The organism is Streptomyces sp. Y2F8-2, from assembly GCF_014905555.1.
Taxonomy (GTDB): domain Bacteria; phylum Actinomycetota; class Actinomycetes; order Streptomycetales; family Streptomycetaceae; genus Streptomyces; species Streptomyces cynarae.
The window spans coordinates 57022-80273 of the sequence record NZ_BNGS01000015.1; the positions used below are offsets into that span (position 1 = coordinate 57022).

At 69.8% G+C, this 23252-nt stretch carries 22 protein-coding genes and 4 pseudogenes; 13 read left to right on the top strand and 13 right to left on the bottom strand.

Translation table 11 applies throughout. The features are described from left to right. Positions 1 to 338: 338 nt before the first annotated feature. Complete coding sequence (locus SY2F82_RS36390) at positions 339 to 1274, bottom strand: LLM class flavin-dependent oxidoreductase (RefSeq protein WP_200423453.1); 936 nt, start codon at positions 1272 to 1274, stop codon at positions 339 to 341. Positions 1275 to 1381: 107 nt separating this feature from the next. On the opposite strand from SY2F82_RS36390, the gene SY2F82_RS36395 reads away from it, so the two are divergent. Together SY2F82_RS36395 and SY2F82_RS36400 are read left to right on the top strand one after the other, a co-directional pair. Continuing rightward, positions 1382 to 1849, top strand: coding sequence for a MarR family winged helix-turn-helix transcriptional regulator (locus SY2F82_RS36395; RefSeq protein ID WP_200423378.1), 468 nt, complete (start codon positions 1382 to 1384; stop codon positions 1847 to 1849). A 175-nt stretch (positions 1850 to 2024) separates the two neighbouring features. Further along, positions 2025 to 2252, top strand: a complete 228-nt coding sequence (locus SY2F82_RS36400) for a hypothetical protein (RefSeq protein WP_200423379.1) — start codon at positions 2025 to 2027, stop codon at positions 2250 to 2252. A 568-nt stretch (positions 2253 to 2820) separates the two neighbouring features. Here the strand turns inward: SY2F82_RS36400 and SY2F82_RS36405 are convergent. From SY2F82_RS36405 to SY2F82_RS39760, 3 genes and pseudogenes are all read right to left on the bottom strand, one after another. Then, positions 2821 to 3720, bottom strand: coding sequence for an amidohydrolase family protein (locus SY2F82_RS36405; RefSeq protein WP_200423380.1), 900 nt, complete (start codon positions 3718 to 3720; stop codon positions 2821 to 2823). Positions 3721 to 3872: 152 nt separating this feature from the next. Then, positions 3873 to 4343, bottom strand: a complete 471-nt coding sequence (locus tag SY2F82_RS36410) for a DUF4259 domain-containing protein (RefSeq protein ID WP_236042010.1) — start codon at positions 4341 to 4343, stop codon at positions 3873 to 3875. A gap of 349 nt (positions 4344 to 4692) precedes the next feature. Beyond that, positions 4693 to 5085 (bottom strand): annotated as a pseudogene (locus tag SY2F82_RS39760) (transposase); the annotation flags it as partial. A 49-nt stretch (positions 5086 to 5134) separates the two neighbouring features. On the opposite strand from SY2F82_RS39760, the gene SY2F82_RS36420 reads away from it, so the two are divergent. The 3 genes from SY2F82_RS36420 to SY2F82_RS36430 all read left to right on the top strand — a co-directional run bounded on the left by SY2F82_RS36420 (position 5135) and on the right by SY2F82_RS36430 (position 7197). Then, positions 5135 to 5743: a TetR/AcrR family transcriptional regulator gene (locus SY2F82_RS36420; RefSeq protein ID WP_200423382.1), complete on the top strand. Its 609-nt coding sequence runs from the start codon at positions 5135 to 5137 to the stop codon at positions 5741 to 5743. Then, the gene (locus SY2F82_RS36425) at positions 5740 to 6762 is read left to right on the top strand and encodes a DMT family transporter (protein ID WP_374707236.1); all 1023 of its coding nucleotides are present in this window, start codon (positions 5740 to 5742) and stop codon (positions 6760 to 6762) included. Before SY2F82_RS36420 ends, SY2F82_RS36425 begins: the two co-directional genes overlap by 4 nt. 126 nt (positions 6763 to 6888) lie before the next feature. Next, complete coding sequence (locus SY2F82_RS36430; RefSeq protein ID WP_200423383.1) at positions 6889 to 7197, top strand: hypothetical protein; 309 nt, start codon at positions 6889 to 6891, stop codon at positions 7195 to 7197. Here the strand turns inward: SY2F82_RS36430 and SY2F82_RS39370 are convergent. After that, a complete protein-coding gene (locus SY2F82_RS39370) occupies positions 7179 to 7775 on the bottom strand; it encodes a polysaccharide deacetylase family protein (RefSeq protein ID WP_236042012.1) in 597 nt (198 codons plus the stop codon). The two genes, SY2F82_RS36430 and SY2F82_RS39370, sit on opposite strands and share 19 nt — an antisense overlap. 16 nt (positions 7776 to 7791) lie before the next feature. Between SY2F82_RS39370 and SY2F82_RS39375 the strand changes: the two genes are divergently transcribed. Then, complete coding sequence (locus tag SY2F82_RS39375; RefSeq protein WP_236042014.1) at positions 7792 to 8016, top strand: hypothetical protein; 225 nt, start codon at positions 7792 to 7794, stop codon at positions 8014 to 8016. A 736-nt stretch (positions 8017 to 8752) separates the two neighbouring features. Here the strand turns inward: SY2F82_RS39375 and SY2F82_RS36440 are convergent. Further along, a pseudogene (locus tag SY2F82_RS36440) lies at positions 8753 to 9022 on the bottom strand (GNAT family N-acetyltransferase); the annotation flags it as partial. A 75-nt stretch (positions 9023 to 9097) separates the two neighbouring features. On the opposite strand from SY2F82_RS36440, the pseudogene SY2F82_RS36445 reads away from it, so the two are divergent. The 3 genes and pseudogenes from SY2F82_RS36445 (at position 9098) to SY2F82_RS36455 (ending at position 12598) form a co-directional block, all read left to right on the top strand. After that, positions 9098 to 10098: pseudogene (locus SY2F82_RS36445) on the top strand (cytochrome P450). 74 nt (positions 10099 to 10172) lie between these two features. After that, the gene (locus tag SY2F82_RS36450; protein WP_200423385.1) at positions 10173 to 10505 is read left to right on the top strand and encodes a glyoxalase superfamily protein; all 333 of its coding nucleotides are present in this window, start codon (positions 10173 to 10175) and stop codon (positions 10503 to 10505) included. Between the two features lie 908 nt (positions 10506 to 11413). Beyond that, positions 11414 to 12598, top strand: a complete 1185-nt coding sequence (locus SY2F82_RS36455) for a type III polyketide synthase (protein WP_200423386.1) — start codon at positions 11414 to 11416, stop codon at positions 12596 to 12598. A 157-nt stretch (positions 12599 to 12755) separates the two neighbouring features. Here SY2F82_RS36455 and SY2F82_RS36460 read toward each other — a convergent pair whose 3' ends face one another. Continuing rightward, complete coding sequence (locus SY2F82_RS36460) at positions 12756 to 14918, bottom strand: SpoIIE family protein phosphatase (RefSeq protein ID WP_200423387.1); 2163 nt, start codon at positions 14916 to 14918, stop codon at positions 12756 to 12758. A gap of 134 nt (positions 14919 to 15052) precedes the next feature. Here SY2F82_RS36460 and SY2F82_RS39385 point away from each other — a divergent pair, with 134 nt between their 5' ends. Next, positions 15053 to 15223 (top strand): hypothetical protein, encoded by a 171-nt coding sequence (locus SY2F82_RS39385; protein WP_236042031.1) that lies wholly within the window; start codon positions 15053 to 15055, stop codon positions 15221 to 15223. Positions 15224 to 15225: 2 nt separating this feature from the next. On the opposite strand, the gene SY2F82_RS36470 is transcribed toward SY2F82_RS39385, so the two are convergent. The 3 genes from SY2F82_RS36470 to SY2F82_RS36480 form a co-directional block, all read right to left on the bottom strand. Beyond that, entirely contained in the window at positions 15226 to 15822 is a 597-nt protein-coding gene (locus SY2F82_RS36470) for a GNAT family N-acetyltransferase (protein ID WP_200423388.1), read from the bottom strand. A 341-nt stretch (positions 15823 to 16163) separates the two neighbouring features. Beyond that, entirely contained in the window at positions 16164 to 16625 is a 462-nt protein-coding gene (locus tag SY2F82_RS36475; RefSeq protein WP_200423389.1) for a hypothetical protein, read from the bottom strand. Positions 16626 to 16734: 109 nt separating this feature from the next. After that, entirely contained in the window at positions 16735 to 17358 is a 624-nt protein-coding gene (locus tag SY2F82_RS36480; protein ID WP_200423390.1) for a hypothetical protein, read from the bottom strand. A 174-nt stretch (positions 17359 to 17532) separates the two neighbouring features. On the opposite strand from SY2F82_RS36480, the gene SY2F82_RS36485 reads away from it, so the two are divergent. After that, complete coding sequence (locus SY2F82_RS36485) at positions 17533 to 19068, top strand: helix-turn-helix transcriptional regulator (protein WP_236042015.1); 1536 nt, start codon at positions 17533 to 17535, stop codon at positions 19066 to 19068. On the opposite strand, the pseudogene SY2F82_RS39390 reads toward SY2F82_RS36485, so the two are convergent. From SY2F82_RS39390 to SY2F82_RS36495, 3 genes and pseudogenes are all read right to left on the bottom strand, one after another. After that, positions 19068 to 19160, bottom strand: a pseudogene (locus SY2F82_RS39390) (IS5/IS1182 family transposase); the annotation flags it as partial. The gene SY2F82_RS36485 and the pseudogene SY2F82_RS39390 sit on opposite strands and share 1 nt — an antisense overlap. A 223-nt stretch (positions 19161 to 19383) precedes the next feature. Next, positions 19384 to 20151, bottom strand: coding sequence for a glucose 1-dehydrogenase (locus SY2F82_RS36490; protein ID WP_200423392.1), 768 nt, complete (start codon positions 20149 to 20151; stop codon positions 19384 to 19386). Between the two features lie 94 nt (positions 20152 to 20245). Beyond that, entirely contained in the window at positions 20246 to 21268 is a 1023-nt protein-coding gene (locus tag SY2F82_RS36495; protein WP_200423393.1) for a zinc-dependent alcohol dehydrogenase family protein, read from the bottom strand. Between the two features lie 123 nt (positions 21269 to 21391). Here SY2F82_RS36495 and SY2F82_RS36500 point away from each other — a divergent pair, with 123 nt between their 5' ends. Together SY2F82_RS36500 and SY2F82_RS36505 are read left to right on the top strand one after the other, a co-directional pair. Continuing rightward, positions 21392 to 22288 carry a helix-turn-helix transcriptional regulator gene (locus SY2F82_RS36500; protein WP_200423394.1) on the top strand — a complete coding sequence of 299 codons (897 nt, stop codon included), beginning with the start codon at positions 21392 to 21394 and terminating at the stop codon, positions 22286 to 22288. 265 nt (positions 22289 to 22553) lie between these two features. Next, positions 22554 to 22916, top strand: a complete 363-nt coding sequence (locus SY2F82_RS36505; RefSeq protein WP_200423395.1) for a DUF1304 domain-containing protein — start codon at positions 22554 to 22556, stop codon at positions 22914 to 22916. The last annotated feature ends 336 nt before the right edge of the window (positions 22917 to 23252 follow it).

The following is a 23252-nucleotide window of genomic DNA, read 5'->3' on the forward strand; positions in this document are numbered from 1 at the left end:
GGAGGGTGGGGTGGCAGTCGATGATCGTGTCGAGTTCCACGATGTGCAGGGTGCGCAGGACGGAGTCCTGGGCGCTCGCGAGGCGCAGCCGGCCGCCTGCTGGTGCGGTGCCACGCTTCCCTCCACGCTGTCGGATGCTTCAGGCCGGTTCTCCCGGCGGGTCGACCTGCGGTCGACGTGCGGCAGGTCACCTTCATGGACTCCGCCGGCATCAACCCGCTCGTCGCCGCGCACCAGGCCACGTCGTACGGGCCGGCCCCGTGAGTTGAGCCAGGCGGCGGGGCCAGGGCGCACGCAGACCACGAGGGCAGTGTCCTGCCGGGTGGCGGACAGCGGGGTCATCGGTATTCTCCGGTTGCGCTGCGCACTGGCGTGATGATCTCGTCGACGAGCCACCGTGCGGCCCGTGAGGGATAGGGGCTCCGCAGGCTCAGCACGATGTGCGTCACGCCCGCTGCGATGAGCTCCATGATGGCCTTGCGGTCGGTGGCCGGGTCGTCGTAGGAGACGATGTACTGCACGGAGCGGGTGATCGTCCGCGGATCACGGCCGATGGCGGCGCAGTGGTCGTCGAGAACGGCACTGCGCTCGGTGATGTGGTCCAGCGTGTTGTGCGGCGGTCCGGGGATGTTCCAGATGTCGGCCTGCTCGGCGACCAGGCGGAGCGTCCTGTTTCCCCAGCCGCCGATCAGCAGGGGCGGTCCTGACTGCTGAACAGGTTTCGGCTCGTTGCGGTTACCGGTCACGGTGTAGTAGCGCCCGTGGAAGTCGAACTCGTCGCGCGTCCACATGCTGCGGAGGATGGTGATGGTTTCCTCCAAGCGGGCGATGCCTTCGGCGGGCGGGACGAGTGTGAGGCCGTAGGCCGCGTACTCCGCGACGGCCGGATTCTCGCCTGCGATGCCACCCGCGTCGGGTGGCTGCGCGGTGCCGCCCACGCCGAGGCCCATGATCAGTCGGCCGCCGGAGATCACGTCGACTGTTGTGGCGATCTTGCCGAGGACGGCGGGTGGCCTGATCCGGTTGCTCGTCACCAGCAGGCCCAGGCGCAGCCGCCGGGTTCTGGCGGCCAGGGCGCTCAGCAGCGTCCATCCTTCGAGGATCTGCCCGTCCTTCGGGCCGACGATCGGCATGAGGTGGTCCCACAGCCAGGCGTCCGCGATTTCGGGCAGGTCGTCGGCCTCCTGCCACACGCGGAGGATGTCCTCGTAGGGAACCCGCATCGGGGTGGTCTTGATTCCGAATGTCAGAGAGGGGAGCTGCCGGTCGGACATGGTTGCCACGCGCCCTTCGAATCGACACGCCACCGTTGACGGCACGCACCGTCAACGTAGCTGATCGTCAGCATAACTGACTATCAGCCTCTGGATATGCTACGGCCATGACCCGCGACGCACCGCCCGAGGTCCTGTCCTCCCGCCTCGGTTATCTGCTCAAGCACGCGTACCTGCGGTTGACCGAAGAGTCGGCGCGGGCCTTGGCGCCGTACGGGATCGACGGCCGTGAACTGGTGGTTCTTGCCGTCCTCGACGCGCATGACGAGCTGTCTCAACTGGAAGCGGCGGGCAAGCTGGGCATCGACCGCACGACGATGGTGGCCCTCGTCGACGCTTTGGAGGGCAAGGAGCTCGTCGAGCGGCGCCGCAGTCCGCAGGACCGACGCAAGAACATCGTGCAGCTGACGCCGACCGGACGGGAGCGCCTTCGCGACGCCGAATCCGCCCGCGAGGAGATGGAACGCCGGTTCCTCGCCCCGCTCTCCAGAACGGACGCCACGTGCTTGGTCCGTGCCCTGCAGTCCGTTGTCGGTGCCCCGACGAAAGATGGTCAGGCGTCTGACTCGGCATGACGGACGGCGGCGGCCCGCAACCCCGGCCGTCCGCAAGGGCCGAGTCGGGTCCCCAACCATCCCGGGTCACGCTGCGTCAGTTCTCCGGGTGTGTGGCGTTCGACGAGTTGACCCCGTTCAAAGTGGCTCCTGGTGCGGACGCGGGCGGAGCTCCGTCTTCGCGTACCGGCGCCTGGTGCGCGAACTCGGCATCCGACCGTTGATCGCCCGCCGCAACATGGAGCACGGCTTCGGCCTGGGTATCCATCGGTGGGTCGTCGAGCGCGCCTTCGCGCTCCTGCATCACTTCCGGCGCCTGCGGATCCGCTGGGACATCCGCGACGACATCAACGAGGCGTTCTCGAGCGTGGGATGCGCGCTGATCTGCGGGAGGCGGCTCATACAAGCAAGCCCGCAAGCCTAGAAGGGCGGCCAGCCCGAACCAGGCGGAGGCGGGAGCAGCACCCGCTCGTACTTCTCGCCTCGCACGTCCACAGGCCAGCGCCCGTCGATGACGACCGATGCCTCCTTGCATCCCGGGCAGGCATCGTCCCATTCCGGCACCCACGGGTATGGCGAGGGAACGATGCCGTCCTGCCGCAGGCCGCACAAGGTCGTACCGAAGTGCCCGTACGCATGGGAGATGTCAGCGGGCAGCTCCGCCGAATCCGCGCGCTCCCAGCGCACGTGCACGGGCAGGTACCGCGGCCGTGAGACCAAGCCTGGATGAGCGCCCAGCATGGTCCACGCATGGCACCAGGGGCAAAACCACTGTTCCTTCACCCGCGGATCCGCCGTCGGCACTTGGTGCATCTCATGCCCGCATACGTCACACGTCACGGGCCGATCCTTCCACCCGCCACCGAACACGGCGTTCCCAGCCCCACTGCGGCAGCCGACAACTGAGGGATCGCCGGACCGCATTTGTTAGAGGTTCTAAGCCGTCCACCGGCTCATCCCTTAGCGGCCATACCCAGAGTCCCCACGCCCCGTCAGAGTCCGAACAGGTCTGCCGCGTTGTCGTGGCACACGGCCCGCAGCCAATCCTGCCCGAGTTCCAACCGTTCCAGTGCCTGGAGCTGGTGGAGGTAGGGGTAGGGGATGTTGGGGAAGTCGGAGCCGAGCAGGATGCGGTCGCCGAGGTCCGCGAGCCGGGGCAGGGCCTGGCGGGGGAAGGGCTCGAGTTCCTCGGTGAAGTCGGTGAACGTCATCGTCGTGTCCAGCCGTACCTGGTCGTACCGCTCGGCGAGGTCGAGGAACTCCTGGTACTCGGGCATGCCCATGTGCGCGACGATCAGCCGCAGCTTCGGGTGGCGGGCCAGCACTCGCGCGATGGGTTCGGGGCCGGTGTGCTTTCCCGGCGCGGGCCCTGAGCCGCAGTGCATCACCACGGGGACGTGGGCCTCGGCCAACAGTCCCCACGCCTGCTGGAGTCGCTCGTCCGCCGGGTCGTACGCCCCCACCTGCACGTGCGCCTTGAACACCCTGACCCCGGCTTCGAGGGCCTCCCGGACGTAGGTCGCGACGTCCGGCTCGGGGTAGAGGGTGGCGGTGTGCAGGCAGTCGGGGGTGCGGCGGGCGAAGTCGGCCGCCCAGCCGTTCAGCCACCGGGCCATGCCCGGCTTGTGGGGGTAGAGCATGGAGGTGAAGGCGCGCACGCCGAACTCCCGCAGCAGGGACGTGCGCTCCGACTCCTCCTTCCGGTAGGTGATCGGCCACTCCAGGCCGCCGATCAGCGGGCCGTTGGTGTCGAAGTAGCCCCACACCTTGTGCAGGACACGCTCGGGCATGAAGTGGGTGTGGACGTCGATCAGCCCGGGCAGCCCGAGCCCGCTCCAGAAGCGACGGACCTCACCTGCCTCCTCGCTCACGACCGTGCGGGGGGAACTCACCTGGTACTACCTCTCTCGAACGGCCTGCGACTGCCACCGGCGTCAGGGCGCTGAAACGAGCCCGCCACCCTCGGGTATCAGATGCCCTTGGCTTTGTCCACGAGGTTGGGTTCTGGCTCAAGTTCTGTGATCAGTAACAGTGGGTTATCCAGTTAAATATCGAACAGTGCGTCTTTCTGGGGATCGTATTCGGGTGCGAGGACGGTGCGAAGGCGGCTGATGCTCTGCCGCCACTTCGGGCCACTGGGTGTCTCGTTCCAGAGCTCGGCGAGCTCGGACTTCTCGGCTACCACTCGGTCGAGTGCCTCGACAGCAAGCGGCCGAAGATCGTCGGCGAACGCCGGAAGGGTTTCCTTGGGCCCGTAGCTTGTACTGATCGGTTCACCGCCCGGGCACTGTGCCGCGATGAGAGCGGCAGCTGCGACAGCCTCTGCGCCCTCTGGGCTTTCGAGGTAGTCCGGGGCCTGGATGGTGCGGCTGAGCGTCGCCCGCACGAGGTCCTCGCGCTTGTCCGGGGCCGTCTCGTCCAGGGTGTAGGCGAAGTCCGCGGCCATGTCGTTCTCGAAAGGGCCGATATCCCAAGTTCCCATGGTGATCTCCTCGCGTTGACGTGCAGTGATCATTGCAGCGGCCACCGACAGTGGTTGTCATGAGGAAAGCAGGACGCGCTTGCAGGAGGGCGAAGCCGGCCCGGCCGAACATCTGGCGCTTGAGCATCTTGATCCGGTTGACATGACCTTCGACGACGCCCGAGTTCCCGGGCAGGGTGAGGCCGGCGATGACGGCGTCATGGTCTCGGTCGATGCCGGCGGCGAGCGTGTGGAGGCTGGGCAAGTCGTCCTGCCGGACAGCGTCGAGCCAGTCCGGCAGGCGCTGTCGGGGCGCTGCCGGCGTCAAGACGTCCAGACAGCGGCGGTGCCGCGCAACACTCCGCTCGGCGGCTTCGCTCAGGTTGCGCCGGAGACGCCACCGATCGGCGACCTGGACCGCCTGCGACGCCCCGGCTGCGGCGCCTTCGGCGAAGAACGGGCCGCGGTCCCGGCAGACGACCTCGACGCCAGGCCGTTCGGCGAGCCAGGCGGCCAGGCTGAAAGCCTCCCGGGCTGGGAGGAGACCGATCGGACGGCGGGTTTCGACGTCCACCAGGACAGTGCCGCAGTGGCGGTCCTTGCGGGTGGCGTACTCGTCGACGCCGACGACCCGCGGCGCGGGCTCCTCCGGCTCAGGTAGCGCGTCGACCAGGCGCAAGACCGTGCTCCGGCTGACGGACACGCCAAAGACGACAGCCGGCGGGGCGCCGGCCCGACCGGCCGGGGTCCAACCGCCCCTGCCCGCGTAGCCGAGTCGGCGCACGCGGGTGGCCACCCTCTCCTTATTAGATAGACTGACCTACCTAATAAGGAGAGGGTGTGTGATGAGCGAGACCGGAACGGCGGCAGAGCGCCCCGGCAGGCGGCGGGGGGCCGCGCGCGAGAAGCTGCTCGCTGCCGCGGCGCGCCGCTTCTATGCGGACGGTGTGGCGGCGACAGGGATCGACACGATCACCGCCGAGGCGGGCGTGGCGAAGATGAGCCTGTACAACAACTTCTCCTCCAAGGCCGATCTGGTGATGGCCTACCTCGATGCACGGCACGAGGAGTGGTTGGGTCTGTACCGGCGGAGGCTGGAGGAGGCCCAGGACGGTCGCGGCGGCGTGCTGGCCGTTTTCGACGCGTACGCCGATCACGCGGCCTTCGCCTACGAGCGCGGTTTCCGGGGCTGTGGCCTGCTGAACGCGGCCGCCGAGCTGCCCGCCGGGGATGAGGGCCGGGACGTGGTGCGGCGGCACAAGGAGGAGGTCGAGGATCTGCTCGCCGGGCATCTTGAGGAGCTGCTGCCCGGACGGCCGGAGGAGGCACGCGCGGTGGCGGAGCATCTGTCGTTCCTGCTGGAAGGCGCGATGGCACGCGCCGGCCTGGAGGGCGCGGGTACGCGTCTGGAGCATGCCCGGGCGATGGCGGCCGACCTGCTGGACCGGCTGTGACGCGGCCCGCAGGACACGCGGCAGACTCGGTCGGCGTGGGCGCGACGTGCGTGCTGATGGCGTCGGTGCTGTGGGGTACCACGGGCACCGCCGCGACCTTCGCCCCAGGGGTGGGACCGCTCGCGATCGGGGCTGTCGCCATGGGGCTGGGCGGGCTGCTCCAGGCACTCATCGCCGCCCCCCGCATTCGCCGGGAGGCCCCTCGGCTGCGCGCGCACAAAGGTGTGGTGGTGCTCGGTGCAGTGTCGGTGGGGGCCTACCCTCTGGCCTTCTACACCTCCATGCACCTGGCCGGGGTCGCCGCCGGCACCGTGGTGTCGATCGGCTCGGCCCCGCTGGCCTCGGCCCTGATCGAGCGCGTCGTCGACGGGCGCCGCCTCACGCACCGCTGGATGACCGGCGCCGCTCTGGGCCTGTCCGGGACGGTGCTGCTGTGCACAGCCGAAGCTGCCGGCGCTCACTCCGGGTCCGGCGCACGCTCCGCAGGGGAGACCGTGCTCGGGGTGGGACTCGGCCTGGTCGCCGGGCTCACCTACGCCCTGTACTCCTGGGCGGCTCACCGCCTGATCAGCCGCGGTGTCACCTCCGGCGCGGCCATGGGAACCGTTTTCGGGCTGGGCGGGCTGCTGCTGATGCCGGTGCTGCTGGCCACCGGCGCCCCGCTCCTTGCCTCCTGGTCGAACGCGGCCGTCGGCGCCTACATGGCCCTGGTGCCCATGTTCCTCGGGTACTTCCTGTTCGGCTGGGGCCTGGCGCACGTTCCGGCGAGCACCGCGACCACCCTCTCCCTGCTCGAACCCGCTGTCGCGGCCGTCCTGGCCGTACTCGTCGTCGGTGAACGTCTGCCCCCTGTGGGGTGGGCCGGCATCACCTTGGTCGTCGGCTGCCTGGCCGTGCTCACCACGCCGACCCGGACGACTCATCGACCGCGTGGGCTCACGACGGACCAGAGCACCGGCGCAGAGGTATCCGGCGTGGCCGACCCCGGCCACGGCCCGGAGAAGGTGGTCACCGGCTGAACTACACCGCCGTGCGCGACGTCCGAACCGCCCCGCACCGCGTCGAGGCGGTTCACGGCGGCGGATCGGAAGTGCACGGCGAATGGGCGGTCCCGCTTGGGCGGTTCGAGTGGGCCGTCAGAAGTGGTGGGGCTGCGCCAGGTCCACGCGCACCACCTGCTGGCGATCACCCTCGCCGCGCTGCGCTATGCCGGCGCCGACGCCCCGACCTTCCCCGGCCCGGTCGGCAAGCGCGGCGCCGAACTCCTCTACCGCGTCGGCGACCTGAGCACTGCGCACGCCACCGGCCCCCCGCCGCGGCCGGCACCACCGACCTGGACCGACCGCACCGGTCGGGCGCACCGAGCGACCGCCATGCCGCCCGTCACTGGTGGCATCGGCAACGAGGAGGACCTGAGCAAGGTCGAAGGACAAGCTCAGGCCGGGAAGCCGTAGTTGTAGCCCTGAGCGTCCAGCTGGTCGAGGAGTCGGGCGAGCGCCTGCACCGTCTGCGAACGGTCACCTCCGCCATCGTGCATGAGGATGATCGCGCCGGGGCGCAGGTCGTGGTTGATGTTGCGCAGGATGCCGTCCACACCCGGGCGCCGCCAGTCGTTGGCGTCGTCGCTCCAGCCGAGCGGCTGCAGGTGGTTGGCGCCGGCTATCGCCCGGATCGTCGGGCTCCAGTCGCCGCCGGGTGCCCGGTAGTACATCAGCTTCGCGCCGTTTCCCGCGGCGTTGGTTATCTCGCGCTTGGCGTCCACGATCTCGTGGATGTTGTACTCGACCGGCTTGCGGCTCTGCTGCTCGTCATGGTGGACGGAGTGGTCGCACAGCCGGTTCCCAGCCGCGACGATCGCCTTGGTCAGGTGCGGGTGGCGCTGGGCGAGCGGCCCGATCTCGCAGAAGGTGGCCTTCGCGTGGTGCTGGGCGAGGAGCGCCAGCACCTGCGGGGTCCACCGCGGGTCCGGGCCGTCGTCGAAGGTGAGCGCTACGGACTTGCCGCTGCCCTCCACCCCGTGGCCGACCACCACGTCGGAGCCCGTCGGGGTGCTCGGCAGTCGCCCGAAGGCATTCGCCGAGCCGGACTGCGAAGCGGGCCCGGACGGATTCGCGGTGGCGCTTCCGTTGCGGCCGGGCTGCGTTCCTCCTGCCGCGCGGCCGGATGCCGACGCGGACGGGGAGGCGGACGAGGGCGACGGCGCCTTGGTCGACGAGTGCGCCCTGGGAGAGGAGGGCTTCGTCGAGGGAGTCATGCTGCTGGGAGAGCTCTGAGGTGTGTGCCCGCCGGCGTGCGGCCCGCACGCCGTGAGCACGGTTCCCGCGATCGCCGCCGTGAGGGCGGCTGCCGTCGCCCCTTTGAGTCTGGCCAATGCCACAGATCTTCCTCCTGGGCACCACTCGGTGCCCGAATCGGTGCTGGTACTGGCCACGCAGACGCGCGCAGGGCTGAACATGGGCGCGCCGCCGGGCCGACGGCACGGCGACGTCCAGAGTCAGGGTCCGCTGGAGATCTGCGTCCCTGCGCATCAGTGCCCAGGGGTTACCGGTCGCTCCGAGCGCTCCGGGGGTCGGTCACGGGGCGGGCGGGCTCCATCGCCCGGCCGCGGACCCCCTGGTCTCGATGACGGTGGCCAGTACATCCGTTTTATGCCTGATGTCCGACCACGTTAAAGGACTCGGTCGCCTTGCTTAACAATTCCAATGCGTGATGAATGTCGCATTGCTTCCTGAGGTGAGGGGCGTGAGGTGAAAACAAAGCCGCCCGCTCATCAATCGGTGCGGCCGGTGGCGTGATCACCGGCAGAGGGTCAATGGGATCATTTCTCGGCTCCATCACTGACTGTGAGGGCGCAAGCTGCCCGAACGTTTTCGGCCCCAGGAAGACCGTCCACAAGCGTCACCTGCTGTTGAGCGGTCGTTCAACGAGATCAAGCAGTTCAGAGCCGTACCCACCCGCTACGACAAGCGCGGATACGTCTTCCTCGGCACCGTCACAGCTGTCGCACTCTCAACTGGCTCCGCTCGTGATCGAGGAGGCAAGGCACTGGGCGTCCCGGTATTTATCCCGGACCTCGGGGCGTTGCTGAAAGCCGGCTGACTTATATGTGGCGACGGCGCCGACATTGGAGCTCGGGGTACAGACGATCGCGCTCGACGAGCCCAGCCCCCGGAGTACGGCCGCCGCGGCGACGGTGATCGCCTTGCCATAGCCGTGACCGCGATGTACCGGGTGCACGCCCAACGGTTCGAGCAACCCGGGCCTACCCGGACCGGCCGAGCCTCGTCGATGCGGCCGCCCACTCGCTCGCGCTCCAGCGCTGAGCCGCGCAGGAAGCCCCCCACAGGAGGAGACATGACCACCTCACTCGAAACCGGCCAGGCGCCGACAGGCATCCCTGACTTTCCCGAACCCAGTTCCGACCGCTGCCCGTTCGACCTCTCTCCGGAGATGCGCCACCTGACCGTGTTCGGCCCGGTCTTCCGGGTCCGGACCTGGGACGGCAAGACCCCGTGGGTGGTGACCAACCACGCCGAGCAGAAGGCACTGCTCTCCGACAACCGGCTGAGCGTGGACTTCGTCGCGCCCAACTTCCCCAGCCCGGTCGCCCACCACGGCGGAGGAGAGAGCGAGGCAGGGGCCTACGGCGAAGGCGCGGAGGTCGGTGACAGCCACGGCGTCACCGACCTGAGCTTCGTCGGAATGGACGACCCGGAGCACGCCCGGCTGCGCCGGATGGTCAGCGGCGCCTTCACCATCAAGCGGGTCGAGGCCATGCGCCCCGCCGTGCAGAGGATGGTGGACGGCTTCATCGACCGCCTGCTGGACGGACCGGCATGGGCGTCCTGCTGCTGCTCGGCGGCCACGAGACCACCGCCAACATGATCACCCTGGGCACCCTGCTGCTGCTCCGGCATCCGGAGCAGGCCGCCCGCGTCCGTGAGGCGGAGGACCCCAAGGTCGTCGTCGACGCGGTCGAGGAGCTGCTGCGCTTCCTGACCATCGCCCACCTCGGGCGCCGCCGCACCGCGCTGGAGGACATCGAGATCGCCGGGCAGACCATCCGCAAGGGCGAGGGCGTCATCATGCTCGGCGAACTGGCGAACCGGGACCCCTCCGTCTTCCCCGACCCGGACCGACTGGACATCACCCGCGACGCCCGCCGACACCAGGCCTTCGGCTCAGGCACCCACCACTGCATCGGTCAGCCGCTGGCCCGGATGGAACTTCAGGTGATCTACCCGACTCTGCTGCGCCGCATCCCGACTCTCCGGCCGGCGACCGAGCTGGACCAAGTCCCGTTCAAGTACGACGCCGTGATCTACGGCGCCCACGAACTCCACGTCACCTGGTGACCGGGGAGGTCTGAGAACTTTCGGCCGACCAGGACCGAAGTCCTGGCCGCCCTCGGTCTGCGACGATGGGCTGCATGGACGAGGAAGTCATTCCCATTCTTCATGTCGGGGACGCCGCGGCCGCGGTTCGGTGGTACGAGCGACTGGGCTTCGTCAAGCAGTGGGAGCACCGCTTCGAACCGCGTCTTCCCGCGTTCGTCGAAGTCGCCCGGGGCAGGGTGCGGTTGTTCTTGTCGGAGCACCAGGGCGATGCCCGCCCCGACACGTTGGTCTACCTCCGTGTTCGTGATGTCGATGCCATTGCTTCCGAGTTCGGTGTGCAGGTGAAGGACGCTCCCTGGGGGCGTGAGATCGAGCTGCGCGATCCGGACGGCAACCGGCTTCGGATCGGCACGCCGACGGAATGAACACTCGTCCGCGCTGTGAACTCCATCAGCGCGGCGACATCTTCCGACGAGAGTCACCACCGAAGACGCCTCCGCCATGTCCGCGGAGTGCGCCCTGGCCGAGCGTCCAGGCTACGAGGACCTTCACCCTGCGGGACGGCGGTCATCCCCGTGACGGCCATCTGGCTCTTCCACACGGGCACCCCGATCACGGTTACGTGCCGCTCGTGACAACGGGCGACCGGCCGGCTGACGCAGCCTATTGACGCGACGTCACTAGATGGCCGCGGTGTTGCAGTCGACGACCGGGCGCAGGCCGCACCAGGCTTCGGGAGTGTGGGCCTCGGCCGTCGGCCGGGTGCTCGCAGTGACAACAAACACCCAGGTGGAGATCCGCGACGGCTCGCATTGGATCGCGGTTTCCGCCTGAAGCCGCGTCCGGCCGTGACCGGCCTGGTGATACCGAGCCCCGGATCAACCGGAGCCTTTGGTGTCCCGGGAACGTATCGCAGCGAAGTACAGCAACCGCGTTCCCCGCTATCGCCCGGTCGCGTCGGACATTGCCGATCGCGGCGTATCTCTTCCCTGTCGAGGCGAGCCTCTGCGGTCGAGTGGCCCGTGCCGCCGAGGGTGTCGCCCGGCTCCGGCGGCAGTGACCAGGAAGCCTTTCGGCTGATGGTGAGTCAGGTAGGACCTGCGGAACCGTTCTGAGGGCCTTATTTCAGCGGTGTGTGCCGTGTCACGCATTTCAATGGCTTCCTGAGTTGTCTGCATCACAGCGTAAATGTCCATTTGGCGCCCATGCTCGAAACGGATGCCGGCTCCCGAAGTGGAGCTAATCGGCGAGTTCTTGGGCGCGCATTTCCAAAGTGACCCATGACACAGCACTCGTGAAATTCCTCATTGTTCCCTCGGAAAGGTGCCGCATTATGACCGCTTACGTCTGTCCTCCTGCCGTGATACACGGCGAGCACGCCGTGGAGACCAGCGAGATCGTGGCGGAGGTGCGCGGCCGGCACCCGCACGCGGCGTGGGCGCCGCGGATCGACGGCATCGCGGCCAGTACGGGCATCGAGACCCGCGGGTGGATGCTGCCCCTGGAGACCGCCGTCGCGCCCGGCAACGGCGGCGGTCTGCGGGCTGCCGGCATCGGGCCGGCCCGAGAGGCGCTTGCACGCGAGGGGTTCACTCAGCAGGACGTGGACCGCGTGATCGCCGCCCTAGAGGCGATACCCGCGCCGCAGACCGTCCAGGAGCGCACCGCGCCGGCCTGGGAGGCCGTGCAGTCCTACGGGGAGCGTGCGGCGCGCGGGGCCCTGCAGATCGCCGGGCTGGACGCCGCAGACATCGACTGCCTGATCACCAGTCATTCCACCACCCCGGCGCTGCCGGGTCTGGACATCGCCCTGGCCAACAGGCTTCCGCTCCGCAACGACGTGATGCTGCTGCCGGCCACACAGTGGGCCTGTATCGCGGGGACCCGCTCCCTGGCGCTGGCGGCGGATCTCGTGGCTGCGGACCCCGACCGGGTGGTCCTGGTCGTGATCGCGGAGGCCCTGAGCACGACCTACCAGCCCGCGGACGACACCCTCGAGTCCCTGATCGTCCGGTTGCTGTTTGCGGACACCGCAGTCGCGGCGGTGGTCACGGGCCGCCCGAGGCGCGAGTCGGTGCTGCGGCTGGACGCCGCCTGGCACCACACCCTGCCCGGCACCCAGGGCCTGCACCGCCTGGACACGCGGGCGGACGGAACCCACTTCGTGATGGACCGGCGCGGGCCGCGCGCCGTACAGGAGACGGTCACCGCGATGTGGGAATGGCTGCGCGTCCGCTACCAGGACGACCCCGACGCGTGGCACCCCGATGTGCTGCTGGCGCACCCCGGCGGGACGAAGGTGCTGGAGTACATGGAGCAGACGATGCCCGACGCGTGGCCGTCGGGACTGCTGGACTACAGCCGGGACAGCTACACCAGCGGCAACCGTGGAGGCGCCGCCGTGTTCGACATCATGCGGCGGGCCCACGACGCCGGGCAGAAGCCGGGCAGTCGCGCCGTCCTGTACGCGGCGGCACCTGGCCTCACCGCCACCGCCCTGGAAGGGGAGTGGCTGTAGTGCGCGCCCGCGCCATCCGTACCGGCAAACGAGCCGTCCGCGTCACCGGTGCCACTGAGGGACCGTCCGTACTGCCGATGGCGCCCGGTGACGAGTACGCCGGCCGTACCCTCGCCGCCCTCCCATTCGCCGGCCGCGCCTCCGCCCGGCAGCCGCATCACCTCGTGAGTTCCGCCCAGACCACCTTGCCGGTGTCCGTCCACCGCACCCCCCACCGGCTGGTGACCCTGTGCACGATGTGCAGGCCACGACCGCCGTCGTCGAGGAGGCCGCCCCGGCGCAGACGCGGCCTGCCGTTGCCGGTGTCACCCACCTCGCACAGCAGGCCGCGACCGGCCCTGATCAGCCGTACCGTGACGGGACCGGTGGCGAAGCGCACCGCGTTCGTGACCAGCTCGCTGACCAGCAGCAGCACGTTGTCCCGGGTTTCGTCCCTGGTGCGCCATTTCCGCAGCAGCGCGGCGACCTGCGCGCGGGCACAGGCGGGGGCGTCGTCGCGGGCGGGCAGCCGCCAGGTCGCGGTGTCCCCCTTGCGGTAGCCGATCATGCGCGCGAGCAGCAGGGTCACGTCGTCGCGCTGGTGCCCGGGTGCCAGCGCGGAGACGACGTGCCGTGCGGCCTGCTGCAGGGCGTCCCAGGGGTGCACCGTGGACACGACCTCCGCCAGCCTGCCGATGCCCTCGTCGATCGACATGGCCGGATCCTCCACCAAGCCATCGGTGTAGAGGGCGAGCAGGGAGCCTGGGGGTGCGCCGAACGTGTGCACGTCGAACGGCTCCCGCAGCGCGAACTCAGCGCCCAGGCCGGGATGAGGGCGGACCGCGAGCGGGCCCGCGTGCCCGTCCGGGGATACCAGGACCGGGGGGAGATGGCCGGCGCTGGACAACGCCACGCGGTGGCTGACCGGGTCGTAGAGGGCGATGCAGCAGGTCGACCCGAGGGCGCTGTAGCCGGCCGTCAGTCCGGACTCCGCGTCGTCCAGCAGCGTCACGGTGTCGTCCAGGCGCTCCAGCACCTCGTCGGGTGCCAGTCCCGCGGACAGCAGCGCGCGGGCCTCCATGCTCAGCTGGCCCATGGTCGCCGCGGCTCCCAGGCCGTGCCCGACGACGTCACCGACCACCAGCGCGGTCCGGCCGTCCGGCAGCGGAAAGCTGTTCACCCAGTCGCCGCCGACGCCCGCGCTGTCGGGGGTGGCGGGCTGGTAGACGCTGGCGATCTCGACGGTGTCGCCGCCGGTCCGGGGCAGCAGTCGGCGCTGCAACGCCAGCACCTGCGTGTGCTCGCGCTGGTGCTGACGGGCCAGGTCGACGTGATGGGCGGTCCTGGCCACCAGCTCCTGCAGGTCCAACAGCTCGCTGTCGCGGAAGGGGCAGTCCGCCCGCCGCCAGACCTCCGCCACGCCCAGCACGACGGGCGGCGTGCCGTCCAAGACCAGCGGAATGCACGCCACACCTGCCGACCGGTCGCCGGGCACCAGGGCACGCATCACTCGCGGACTGCCGAGCACCCGCTCGACCGCCTCCCGGTCGGGTATGACGATGGCCTGCGGGGCGTCGTCCCGCCGTACTGCCTGCGCCAGCAGGCGACTCGCGTCGCTGGGAAGATCGTCGCCCGGAGTCACGTAGCCGTCGGGCCACGCCCGGTCCGGCACCAGGGCCGCCCGGCGCAGCCGGATGCGCCCCTGCGCCTGCCCGGTGACTCCTTCGCCCGTCCACACGGCGAAGTCGAGGTCGACGGCGGCCACGTCTCCCCAGGCCAGCAGGGACTCCGCCAGCGACTGCGCGGTCTCGCCGATGTCCAGCGAGGTGCCGATCGCGGTCTCGGCGGCGAACAGATGCAGTCTCCGGGCCATGGCGATCAGGGAGACGGTCAGGCCCTCGTGAGGCACCGCGGCGGGCAGGATGCTCAGCGAGACCACCAGCTCCGACCCGTCGGAGCGCCGCAGGCGCTGGATCCGGGCGACATGCGCCTCACCGGTCGACAGGACCTGCCGCAACCGCCGTGTGACCGTCGGTACGTCCCCGGGGGGCAAAAGATCGACGAAGGGACTTCCGGGCACGGCGTTCAGGCCCGCGAATACGGGGGCGTCCAGGTTACAGCGGGTGATTCTCAGATCCCTGTCCAGGTTGACCACGCCGAGGATCTGATCCTGGTGGTCGACTGCCGGATTGTCGGGTACGCGTTGGCGGCTGGTGCGGTCACCCTGCGCGTCGGCAGGACCGGCGGCCGCTGCCGCTCCGCTGCGCGGGACGTAGCGCCCCAGGGCGCTGCTGACCAGGCTGAACGGCGAGGAGGACGAAGGCGAGGGTGTGGAGTCCATGCGGCTCTCTCAGCAATCCCCGGCGCAGCGCCGGGGCCGTACTCAAACCCATGCGACGGGACCCCGAGATCCCTGACCGCACACCTCATTCAATAACACCGGTGGTCGCTTCGCCCACACCAGCGGATCGCGCGGTGAACGCGGACAGTGACGGAAGACCGCAGCCGGTATGGAGCCGTACTCAGCTCGCCGGGGGCCGCCGCCACCGGCTCACCTTCAACGGCACCATCATCGAGACCGGCATCGACTCCGACCGGATCGCCATGACCAGGGCGCGGGCCGAGGAGTCCTCCAAGGCCGACTGATCTCATTCATCAGGCCATTCGTCGCCTCGTATGCGGGCGTGGAGATGTTCGTCGTGCCAGCCGTCGGCATGCAGCAGGGCACTTCGCATAGTGCCCTCCAGGGTGAAGCCTGCCCTCGTAGCCACCCGACAAGACGCCTGGTTGGCCACGGAATGGGTGAGGCGTAGCCGGTGCAGGCCGAGGTCATCCATCGCCCACCGGCTGAGACGCACAGTGGCGTCGACCATGACGCCGCCGCCACGACCAGCCGGCAGCAGCCAGTACAGGATCTCGGCGCTCCCGCCCTTGAGATCGATGTCCCCCCAACCGATCAAACCCATGGCTCGCTCACCAAGCCGCGCGATGGCCCAGATCGCTGCCTGCTCGGATGTCCAGCGCTCATGCCAGCGTGCGATCTGCGCTCGGGCGTCCTCCTGGGAGACGTCACGCCCCGGACGGTTCCACTGCTGAATATCCGGGTCGAGACTGGCATCCACGAGGGTCTGGGCATCGTCTTGTCGCCACGGACGCAGTTCCACATTCCCTGCGAGCTGGAACACGGGTTGTTCGATCTGGCTCATCCGGCCTGCAGGCACTACGGCAGGTGTCGAAGAGATCATCGCTGCATCATGCCACCTGGGCAGTGTCACTCAGCGGCCCTCCAGGAGCGCGGGTACTCAGCCGCCGACAGGCGCATTGGCGCGTGCCCACCGACACAGAATCCGGCACCGCCGTCGGTGCAGGCTCCCGCGTCACCCCTCTCCGGCGGAGGACCGCAGCGGGGATGGGGTGGTGCGGCTCCACGAGTCCCGGGGCGACCGGGTGCGGGCCACTCTCACACCCGGGCTTCCGGTGGTCGGGCCGAGGTGCCGGGCGTGCTGGAACGGCCGCCGCGGAAAAGCGACGTGGCCTCGAGCTGCGACCGTTCCAGATCCTCACGCCAAGGCTGCGACCAGAGTGACTACTTGCGTCCCACGCCCTTTTCGCCGATGTGGAAGATCCTGTGGCTGTCGCGGGTCATGTCGACGACCAGCTTGGTGGTGGTGTCGCGGCTCCAGGTGAGGGTGACGACGGCCTCCGTGTAGTTGCGGGTGGTGCCGTTGTCGGTGACCTTCCAGGCGAGCGGGACGTTCTGCGCGCGCAGGACGCCGTCGGCGTGCTCCCGGTCCTCCCAGGCCGCCAGCTCCTTCTCGAAGGCGGGGGTGAGGTAGTGGCTGCGCAGGGCCTGTCCGAGGTTGCCCCTGTCCTCGTCGATCACCGCGTCGATGTAGGCGCCGTAGAAGTCGGCGATGCGGGTGATGTTGTCGGACGGTGTGCCGCTGACGCTGCGCGGGGCGCCGGCGGAGGCCTGGGCGGTGGCGCCGACGCCGAGGGCGACGGCGAGGACGCCGGCGGTCAGGACGGTGCGGGTCTTGCTGCTCATGTGTGTTCCCCGTTCTCCGAGTCGTGATGAATCGCGCCGAACGGCGCTGTCGGTGGTCGATGGGCCGCCCTCCCCACCCCCGTGGCGGAGGGCGGCCCCGGTCATGCGGTCAGTGGAGCTTGTTCACGGCCGTGACGGTCGTCTGCTCGAAGGCCTTCACCGGCGCGTCCCCGAATCCGCCCAGCTGCCCCCAGTCGACGACCGTGACGGTCCTGCCGTCCCGGCCGACGGAGAGCAGACGGATGTCGGAGGCGCCCTGGAGGGTCACCGTGTGCAGGCCGTAGACGTGGGCGCCCTCCTCGACAGGCAGTGTGCCGTAGTCCTTCAGCGTGGCCTCGGTTTCCGGGTCGGCCTTCTCGATGCGTGCCGCACAGGACGTGATGTCCTTGTTCAGCCGTGAGAAGCGGCCCTTCGCCGCAGCCGTCGTGGACAACTGCACGCTGACCTGGCGGGCGCTCGTGTCGTGGTCGGTACGGAACTCCCGGTACCAGGTGTCCGAGCCGCCGCCGCCCAGCGCCATGCTCAGGCAGCGGTCCTGTTCCACCGCCTCCGGTACGCCGGAGGTGACCTCGCCGGCCGTCCAGGCCGAGCTCGGGTGCGGCGGGAGATCGGCCGTCGTGAGGAAGCCGGGCGCCTTGGCCGCGGCGTTCGCCGGTGTGGCGAGCGTCGCCCCGAGGGCGAAGCCCGTGACGGCGAGTGCGAGGAGCGCGCCTGCTCCGGTGCGCTTGGGCATGGGTGTCCCCCGTGGATGAGTGCATGGGTGTCGTCTTTCGCCCGCCGCCGGCTGGTCGGTCCGGCCCTGGTCGGTGCGACACCAAGAGCATCGGCCGTCACGGCGGCCCAGTGCAATGCCGGACGCCCGTCCGGCGACGGTGGAACCATCCCAGCCCATCTGACGTGCAGGTATATGGACCGCCTGGGATACGGGGACACGTGGGAGGACGGGGGAACGGTGTCGACCGGGGACGACGTCGAGCAGTTCGCGGCGCTGCTGCGCCGACTGAAGGACCGCACGGACCGGAGCTACGGCTCCCTGGCCCGGCGGCTCAACATGAACACCTCCACCCTGCACCGCTACTGCGCGGGCGAGGCGGTCCCGCAGGACTACGCCCCGGTGGAGCGCCTGGCCGCCTTCTGCGGGGCGGCACCGGAGGAACGCCTCGAACTCCACCGCCTGTGGCTGCTCGCGGTGACGGCACGACAGCGGCCGAGGGCGGGTGAAGGGGGCGCGGGGGAGCAGGCAAGTGCCGAGGAGGCAGCGGAGCCGACGAGGGCCAAGGCGGCGCTGGAGCCAAAAGGGGGCGAGCGGGCTTCGGTTCCGGACAGCCGGACGGTGCGGGGCCGGGGCGGCGGCGCGGACGGCGTCGGTGGTGACGGCGGCGGCACGAGCGGTGCACCGCCGCGACTCGGCGCGGGCGCACCCGACGCCGGGCGGCCCGCTCCCGACGCTCATGGGCCGGGCAGTCGGGAGTCGACGGCCCAGTGGGATGCGGCCCGCTCGACCGGACGGCCCTGGTACCGCCGTCGCCGCACCGTCGTCGGAGCCGGCGTGGCGACCGTGCTGTTGGTGACGCTGGGCAGTCTGTCGGCGCTGTCGGCCGATCGGTCCGACGACAACTCCGCCAAGGCCCCCGGTCAGTCCCGCAGGGCAGGATCGGGTACGTCACCCCACCCCTCGGCCCCTGCGACCGGTCCCTCTCCCAGCCGTTCGTCGGCCTCTCCCTCCGCAGGAGTTCGGGCTTCGGGGAGCACCGAGCCGAAGGCCGGACCGTCGAACACGATGAGCGACGCCCCGGTGACGACCGGAGTGCCGCTTGCCTGGACCGCCGACTCGCAGATCTGGCAGGGCGGTTGCGGGCACGACTACGTCATCGCGAAGCAGCCGGCCCAGGTACCCCCGCCGCCGCAGCAGCAGGACGCCGGAGCGTGGGCGGCGACGCAGGGGGCGGTGCACGGGGGGACGACGATGGTGCAGATCTCGGTGCAGGGGAAGTCGTCCACGGCCGTGGTCCTGGAGGCCCTCCGGGTGCGTATCGTCAGCCGCGGTACCCCGGTCACCGGCAACGCGTACGCCATGGACCAGGGCTGCGGCGGAGACCTGACGCCTCGTGACTTCTCCGTGAACCTGGACGTCAACCGCCCGATCGCCCACGCACGCCCCGGCAACGACGGCGGAAAGCCCCTCCCCGCGGTTCAGTTGCCCTACCGCGTCTCCGCCGAGGACCCCGAGGTGCTGCTGGTCACCGCGACGACCAAGGCCTACGACTGCGACTGGTACCTGGAACTCGACTGGTCCTCCCAGGGCAGCACCGGCACGATCCGCGTCGACGACCACGGCCGCCCGTTCCGCACCAGTAGCACCAAGGGCCTGCCCCGCTACTGGTACGGCACGAACGGCGACGGGGTGCGTCAGTGGGTACCCGCCGACTCTTCGAGGTCCTGACTGTCCACCAGCGGCAGCTGGGTGACGTCGTTGCGGTTGCAGCCGGTCAGCGACACCGCGAACGGGATGCCCTGCCCGTCGACGAGGATGTGGCGTCAGGTGTCCCGTTTCTCATCGCCGATCCCCGGATGATCCAGGCGCGTGGCGGGTGCTCGGCCGCTGCGGACCTGTGTCGCCGGGGAACTGCCGCGGAGCCTTGTCCGAGCGCCCGCGCCGCGCGAGAGGGCCCGGACGCGCTCGTGAAGGCGATCGCAACCCAGGGGGTCACTACGCGGTGTATCCGCCGTCGGCGACGGGAGCCTGTCCGGCGCCGTATCAGTGGACGGTGAAGCCACCATCGACGGGGAGAGCCGTTCCGATGACGAAGCTGGCGCCGGGGCTGCACAGCCACAGGACGGCCGCTGCGACCTCGTCCGCTGCCCCCAGCCGGCCGATGGGCTGTTCCTTGAGGATCCCGGCCATGGCCTCGGCCTGGTTTTCGACCATGTCGGCGACCATCGGGGTGTCGATGACGCCGGGGCATACGGCGTTGATGCGGATGCCCCGCGGCGCGTACTCGACCGCGGCGCTGCGGGTCAGGCCGATCACGCCGTGTTTGGAGGCGTGGTAGGCCGCGCGCTCGGGCAGTCCGACGAGCCCGCCCAGGGAAGAGCAGTTGACGATGGCGCCGCTGCCCTGCTCGCGCATCTGCCGCAGTTCGTGCTTCATCGCCGCCCAGACGCCGCGCAGGTTGACGGCGTTGACCCGGTCGAAGTTCTCGGCCGTCTCGTCGGCCGCGTCGGCCGGCGGCACCTGGATGCCGGCGTTGTTGAACGCCATGTCCAGGCGGCCGTACTCCGTCACCGCGCGCCGAACCGCCGCTTCCACTTCCTGTTCGTCGGTGACGTCGCAGACGACACCGATCGCCCGCCCTCCGCGGCCGGTGATCTCTTCGGCTGCTTTGTGGACGGCATCGGGGTCACGGTCGGCCAGCACCACGGCGGCGCCGAAGTCGGCGAAGGCGCGGGCGGCGGCCAGGCCCATGCCGGAGGCGGCGCCGGTGACCAGGGCCACCTGCCCGGAGAAGTCGTAGGTGGGGTTCATGGGGGTTCTCCCGTCGAGATCAAATGAGGTTCCGCAACCTGCCCGGGATGTTCGAGGTCCCGGGCGAGAGCGGCTGGGATCGGTCAGTGAGGGGTCAGGGCTTGAGCAGGGTCTTGATGGCGCGGCGCTCGTCCATCGCCTTGAATCCCTCTGCGGCCTGATCGAGCGGGAGGGTGAGGTCGAAGACTTTGCCCGGGTCGATCTCGCGGTCCCAGATGAGCTGGATCAGCTCGGGCAGGAACCGGCGCACGGGAGCGGGACCGCCGTGCAGGTGCACCTCGGCGAAGAACAGTTCCTCACCGGGAAGCTCCACGCCGTGGGCCACACCCACGTATCCCACGTGTCCGCCGGCGCGGGCGGAGCGGATGGCCTGCATCATCGATTCCTGGGTGCCGACGGCCTCGATCACGCTGTGGGCGCCGTATCCGCCGGTGAGCTCCTTGATCCCGGCCACGCCCTCGTCACCGCGCTCGGTGACGATGTCGGTCGCGCCGAACTCGCGGGCGAGCTTCTGCCGCGACGCGTGCCGCGACATGGCGATGATCCGCTCCGCGCCCAGCTGCTTCGCAGCCAGAATGGCGAGCAGACCCACGGCACCGTCACCGACCACGGCCACGGTCTTGCCCGGCCCGGCCTCCGCGGCCACGGCGCCGAACCAGCCCGTCCCCAGCACATCGGAGGCGGCCAGCAGCGAAGGGATCAGGTCGTCGTCCGGCATTCCGGGGGTGGCGACGAGGGTGCCGTCGGCCAGCGGCACACGCAGGTACTCCGACTGCGCCCCGCCGGCTCCGACGTACTCGGCTTGCGCGCACCGTGACTGGTAGCCGGCTTCGCAGATCTCACAGGTGTTGTCCGAGGCGAAGAACGAACCGACGACGAAGTCACCGACCGCGATGTTCTTCACCTCGTCGCCGATCTCGGTGACCACCCCGACGTACTCGTGCCCCATCGGGGTCGGCTGCGTCACATCGTTGACGCCGCGGTAGTCCCACAGGTCGGAACCGCACACGCAGGTCGCCGACACGCGGATGATCGCATCCGTCGGCGCGACGATCGTGGGGTTCTCGCGCTCTTCCACCCGGACATCGCCCGGGGCATGAATGACAGCTCCACGCACTTGCAGCATTCCTTTTCACACAGATTTTCTGGGGTGCCTGGCCACCGTCCCTCGCCTCGCGGATGCCTGCCAGGCACTCTCAGGGACCCCCACGCCAGGAACAGGCGTCCTAGCCTTGAAGCCATGGAGTTTCAGCAGGAGATCCGGGGCTTCCTCATGAGCCGCAGGGCGCGGATCACGCCCGAGCAGGCCGGGCTGCCCTACGTCGGAGGCAACCGCCGCGTCAAAGGACTGCGGCGCGAGGAAGTCGCGATGCTCGCCGGCCTCAGCGTCGAGTACTACACCCGTATGGAGCGCGGCCAACTCGGTGGCGCATCCGAGAGCGTCCTTGACGCGATCGCCCGTGCACTGAAACTCGACGACGACGAGCGGGCCCACCTGTACGACCTGGCACGCAACGTCGCACCCGGCTCACGCCGCAAGCGCCCCGAGCGCACCTCCCCCATCACCGCGTCGGTGCAGCAGGTCCTCGACTCCATGAGCGTGCCCGCCGTCGTACAGAACGGCCGCCTCGACCTCCTCGCGGCCAACGACCTGGGCCGCGCCCTGTACGCCGACCTGTTCACCATGGCCCAGCAGCCACCGAACTTCGCCAGGTACGTGTTCCTCGACCCGCGCGCGGAGGCTTTCTACGCCGACCTCGACGAGGCGAAGAACCTGCTGGTCGCGGTCCTGCGCGCGACCGCCGGGCGTGACCCGCTGGACCAGCAGGCGACCGAACTCATCGGCGAGCTCTCCACCCGCAGCACCGATTTCAGCACCCGCTGGTCCAAGCACCACGTGCGCCGCCACTCGCGTGGACGCAAGGTCGTCAACCACCCGGCCGTCGGAACGATGGACCTCGCGTACGACGACTTCGCACTGCCCGGCGACCCGCACGTCTCCATCACCACCTACACCGCAGATCCCGGTACGCCCAGCGCTGACGCTCTCACCCTGCTGGCGACCTGGGCCGATGCGCAGAAGCAGCCGCAGACCATCAGCGACGACGTACGCCGGATCCGCCCCCGTCACCCTTAGGTGTTCGATCTGCTCGGCCGGTCGCCTCCCACCCGTCGTGGTCCACCGCGACGGCACGGTTCACGGCCGGCAGCTCGCCTGCGATCCGCCCCCTTCGAGACGCACGAACCCATACCGCGATGGTGATGCCGCGCACTGCTCGCCTGGCGGCGGTTGTCGAGCCCCAGCCGACCCAACCGTTTCACGGGTGGTGGCCTGCTGGAACAGTGCCTCGAGACGTTGACCCGGCGAGGCGCGCGAGGTCGTACGCCGTACCCTCATGGACATGTCGATCGTCGCAACTTTTGCGGTGCTGGCCATAGCCGTGCTGCACTTCTACATCCTGGTCCTGGAGATGTTCCTGTGGACCACGCCCCGGGCCAGGGCCTCCTTCGGCACCACGGAGGAGTTCGCCGCCTCGACGAAGACTCTGGCTGCCAACCAGGGCCTGTACAACGGCTTCCTCGCCGCAGGCCTGGTGTGGGGCGCCGTTGCCGCCGATCCGGCCGGCTTCCAGGCCAAGGTGTTCTTCCTGGTGTGTGTCGCGGTCGCCGGGGCCTACGGGGCGGCCACCTCCAGCCGCCGGATCCTGTTCGTCCAGACGGTGCCTGCGCTCGTCGCACTGACACTGGTGGTCGCCGCCCGCTGATTCCGTCACGGGCCGAGGACCGGCGTGAAGGGGATGTCCAGCCGAGCTGTGCGAGCGGGCCGGCGTTCGTTCGCCTGCAGCAGTTCGTGAACCAGTCGTCGTGGGAGTGGGCCGGTGCGGCAGCGGATCGCCCGGCGGCTGTGCGAGGCGATCCACCCCGAGGTTTTGCTGGACCGGCCGGCCGCGCAGGCCCGGCAGTACCGGTGATCGTGGCTCACCTTGGACCGTTGGAGATCTGGCATGCCGAGGAGTTCGCGGACCATCTGGACGCTACCACCTCCAGGCCGTCCTCCCGCCGATGAAGACCGCTTCCCGGCCGGCCCGTCACTGAGGCCC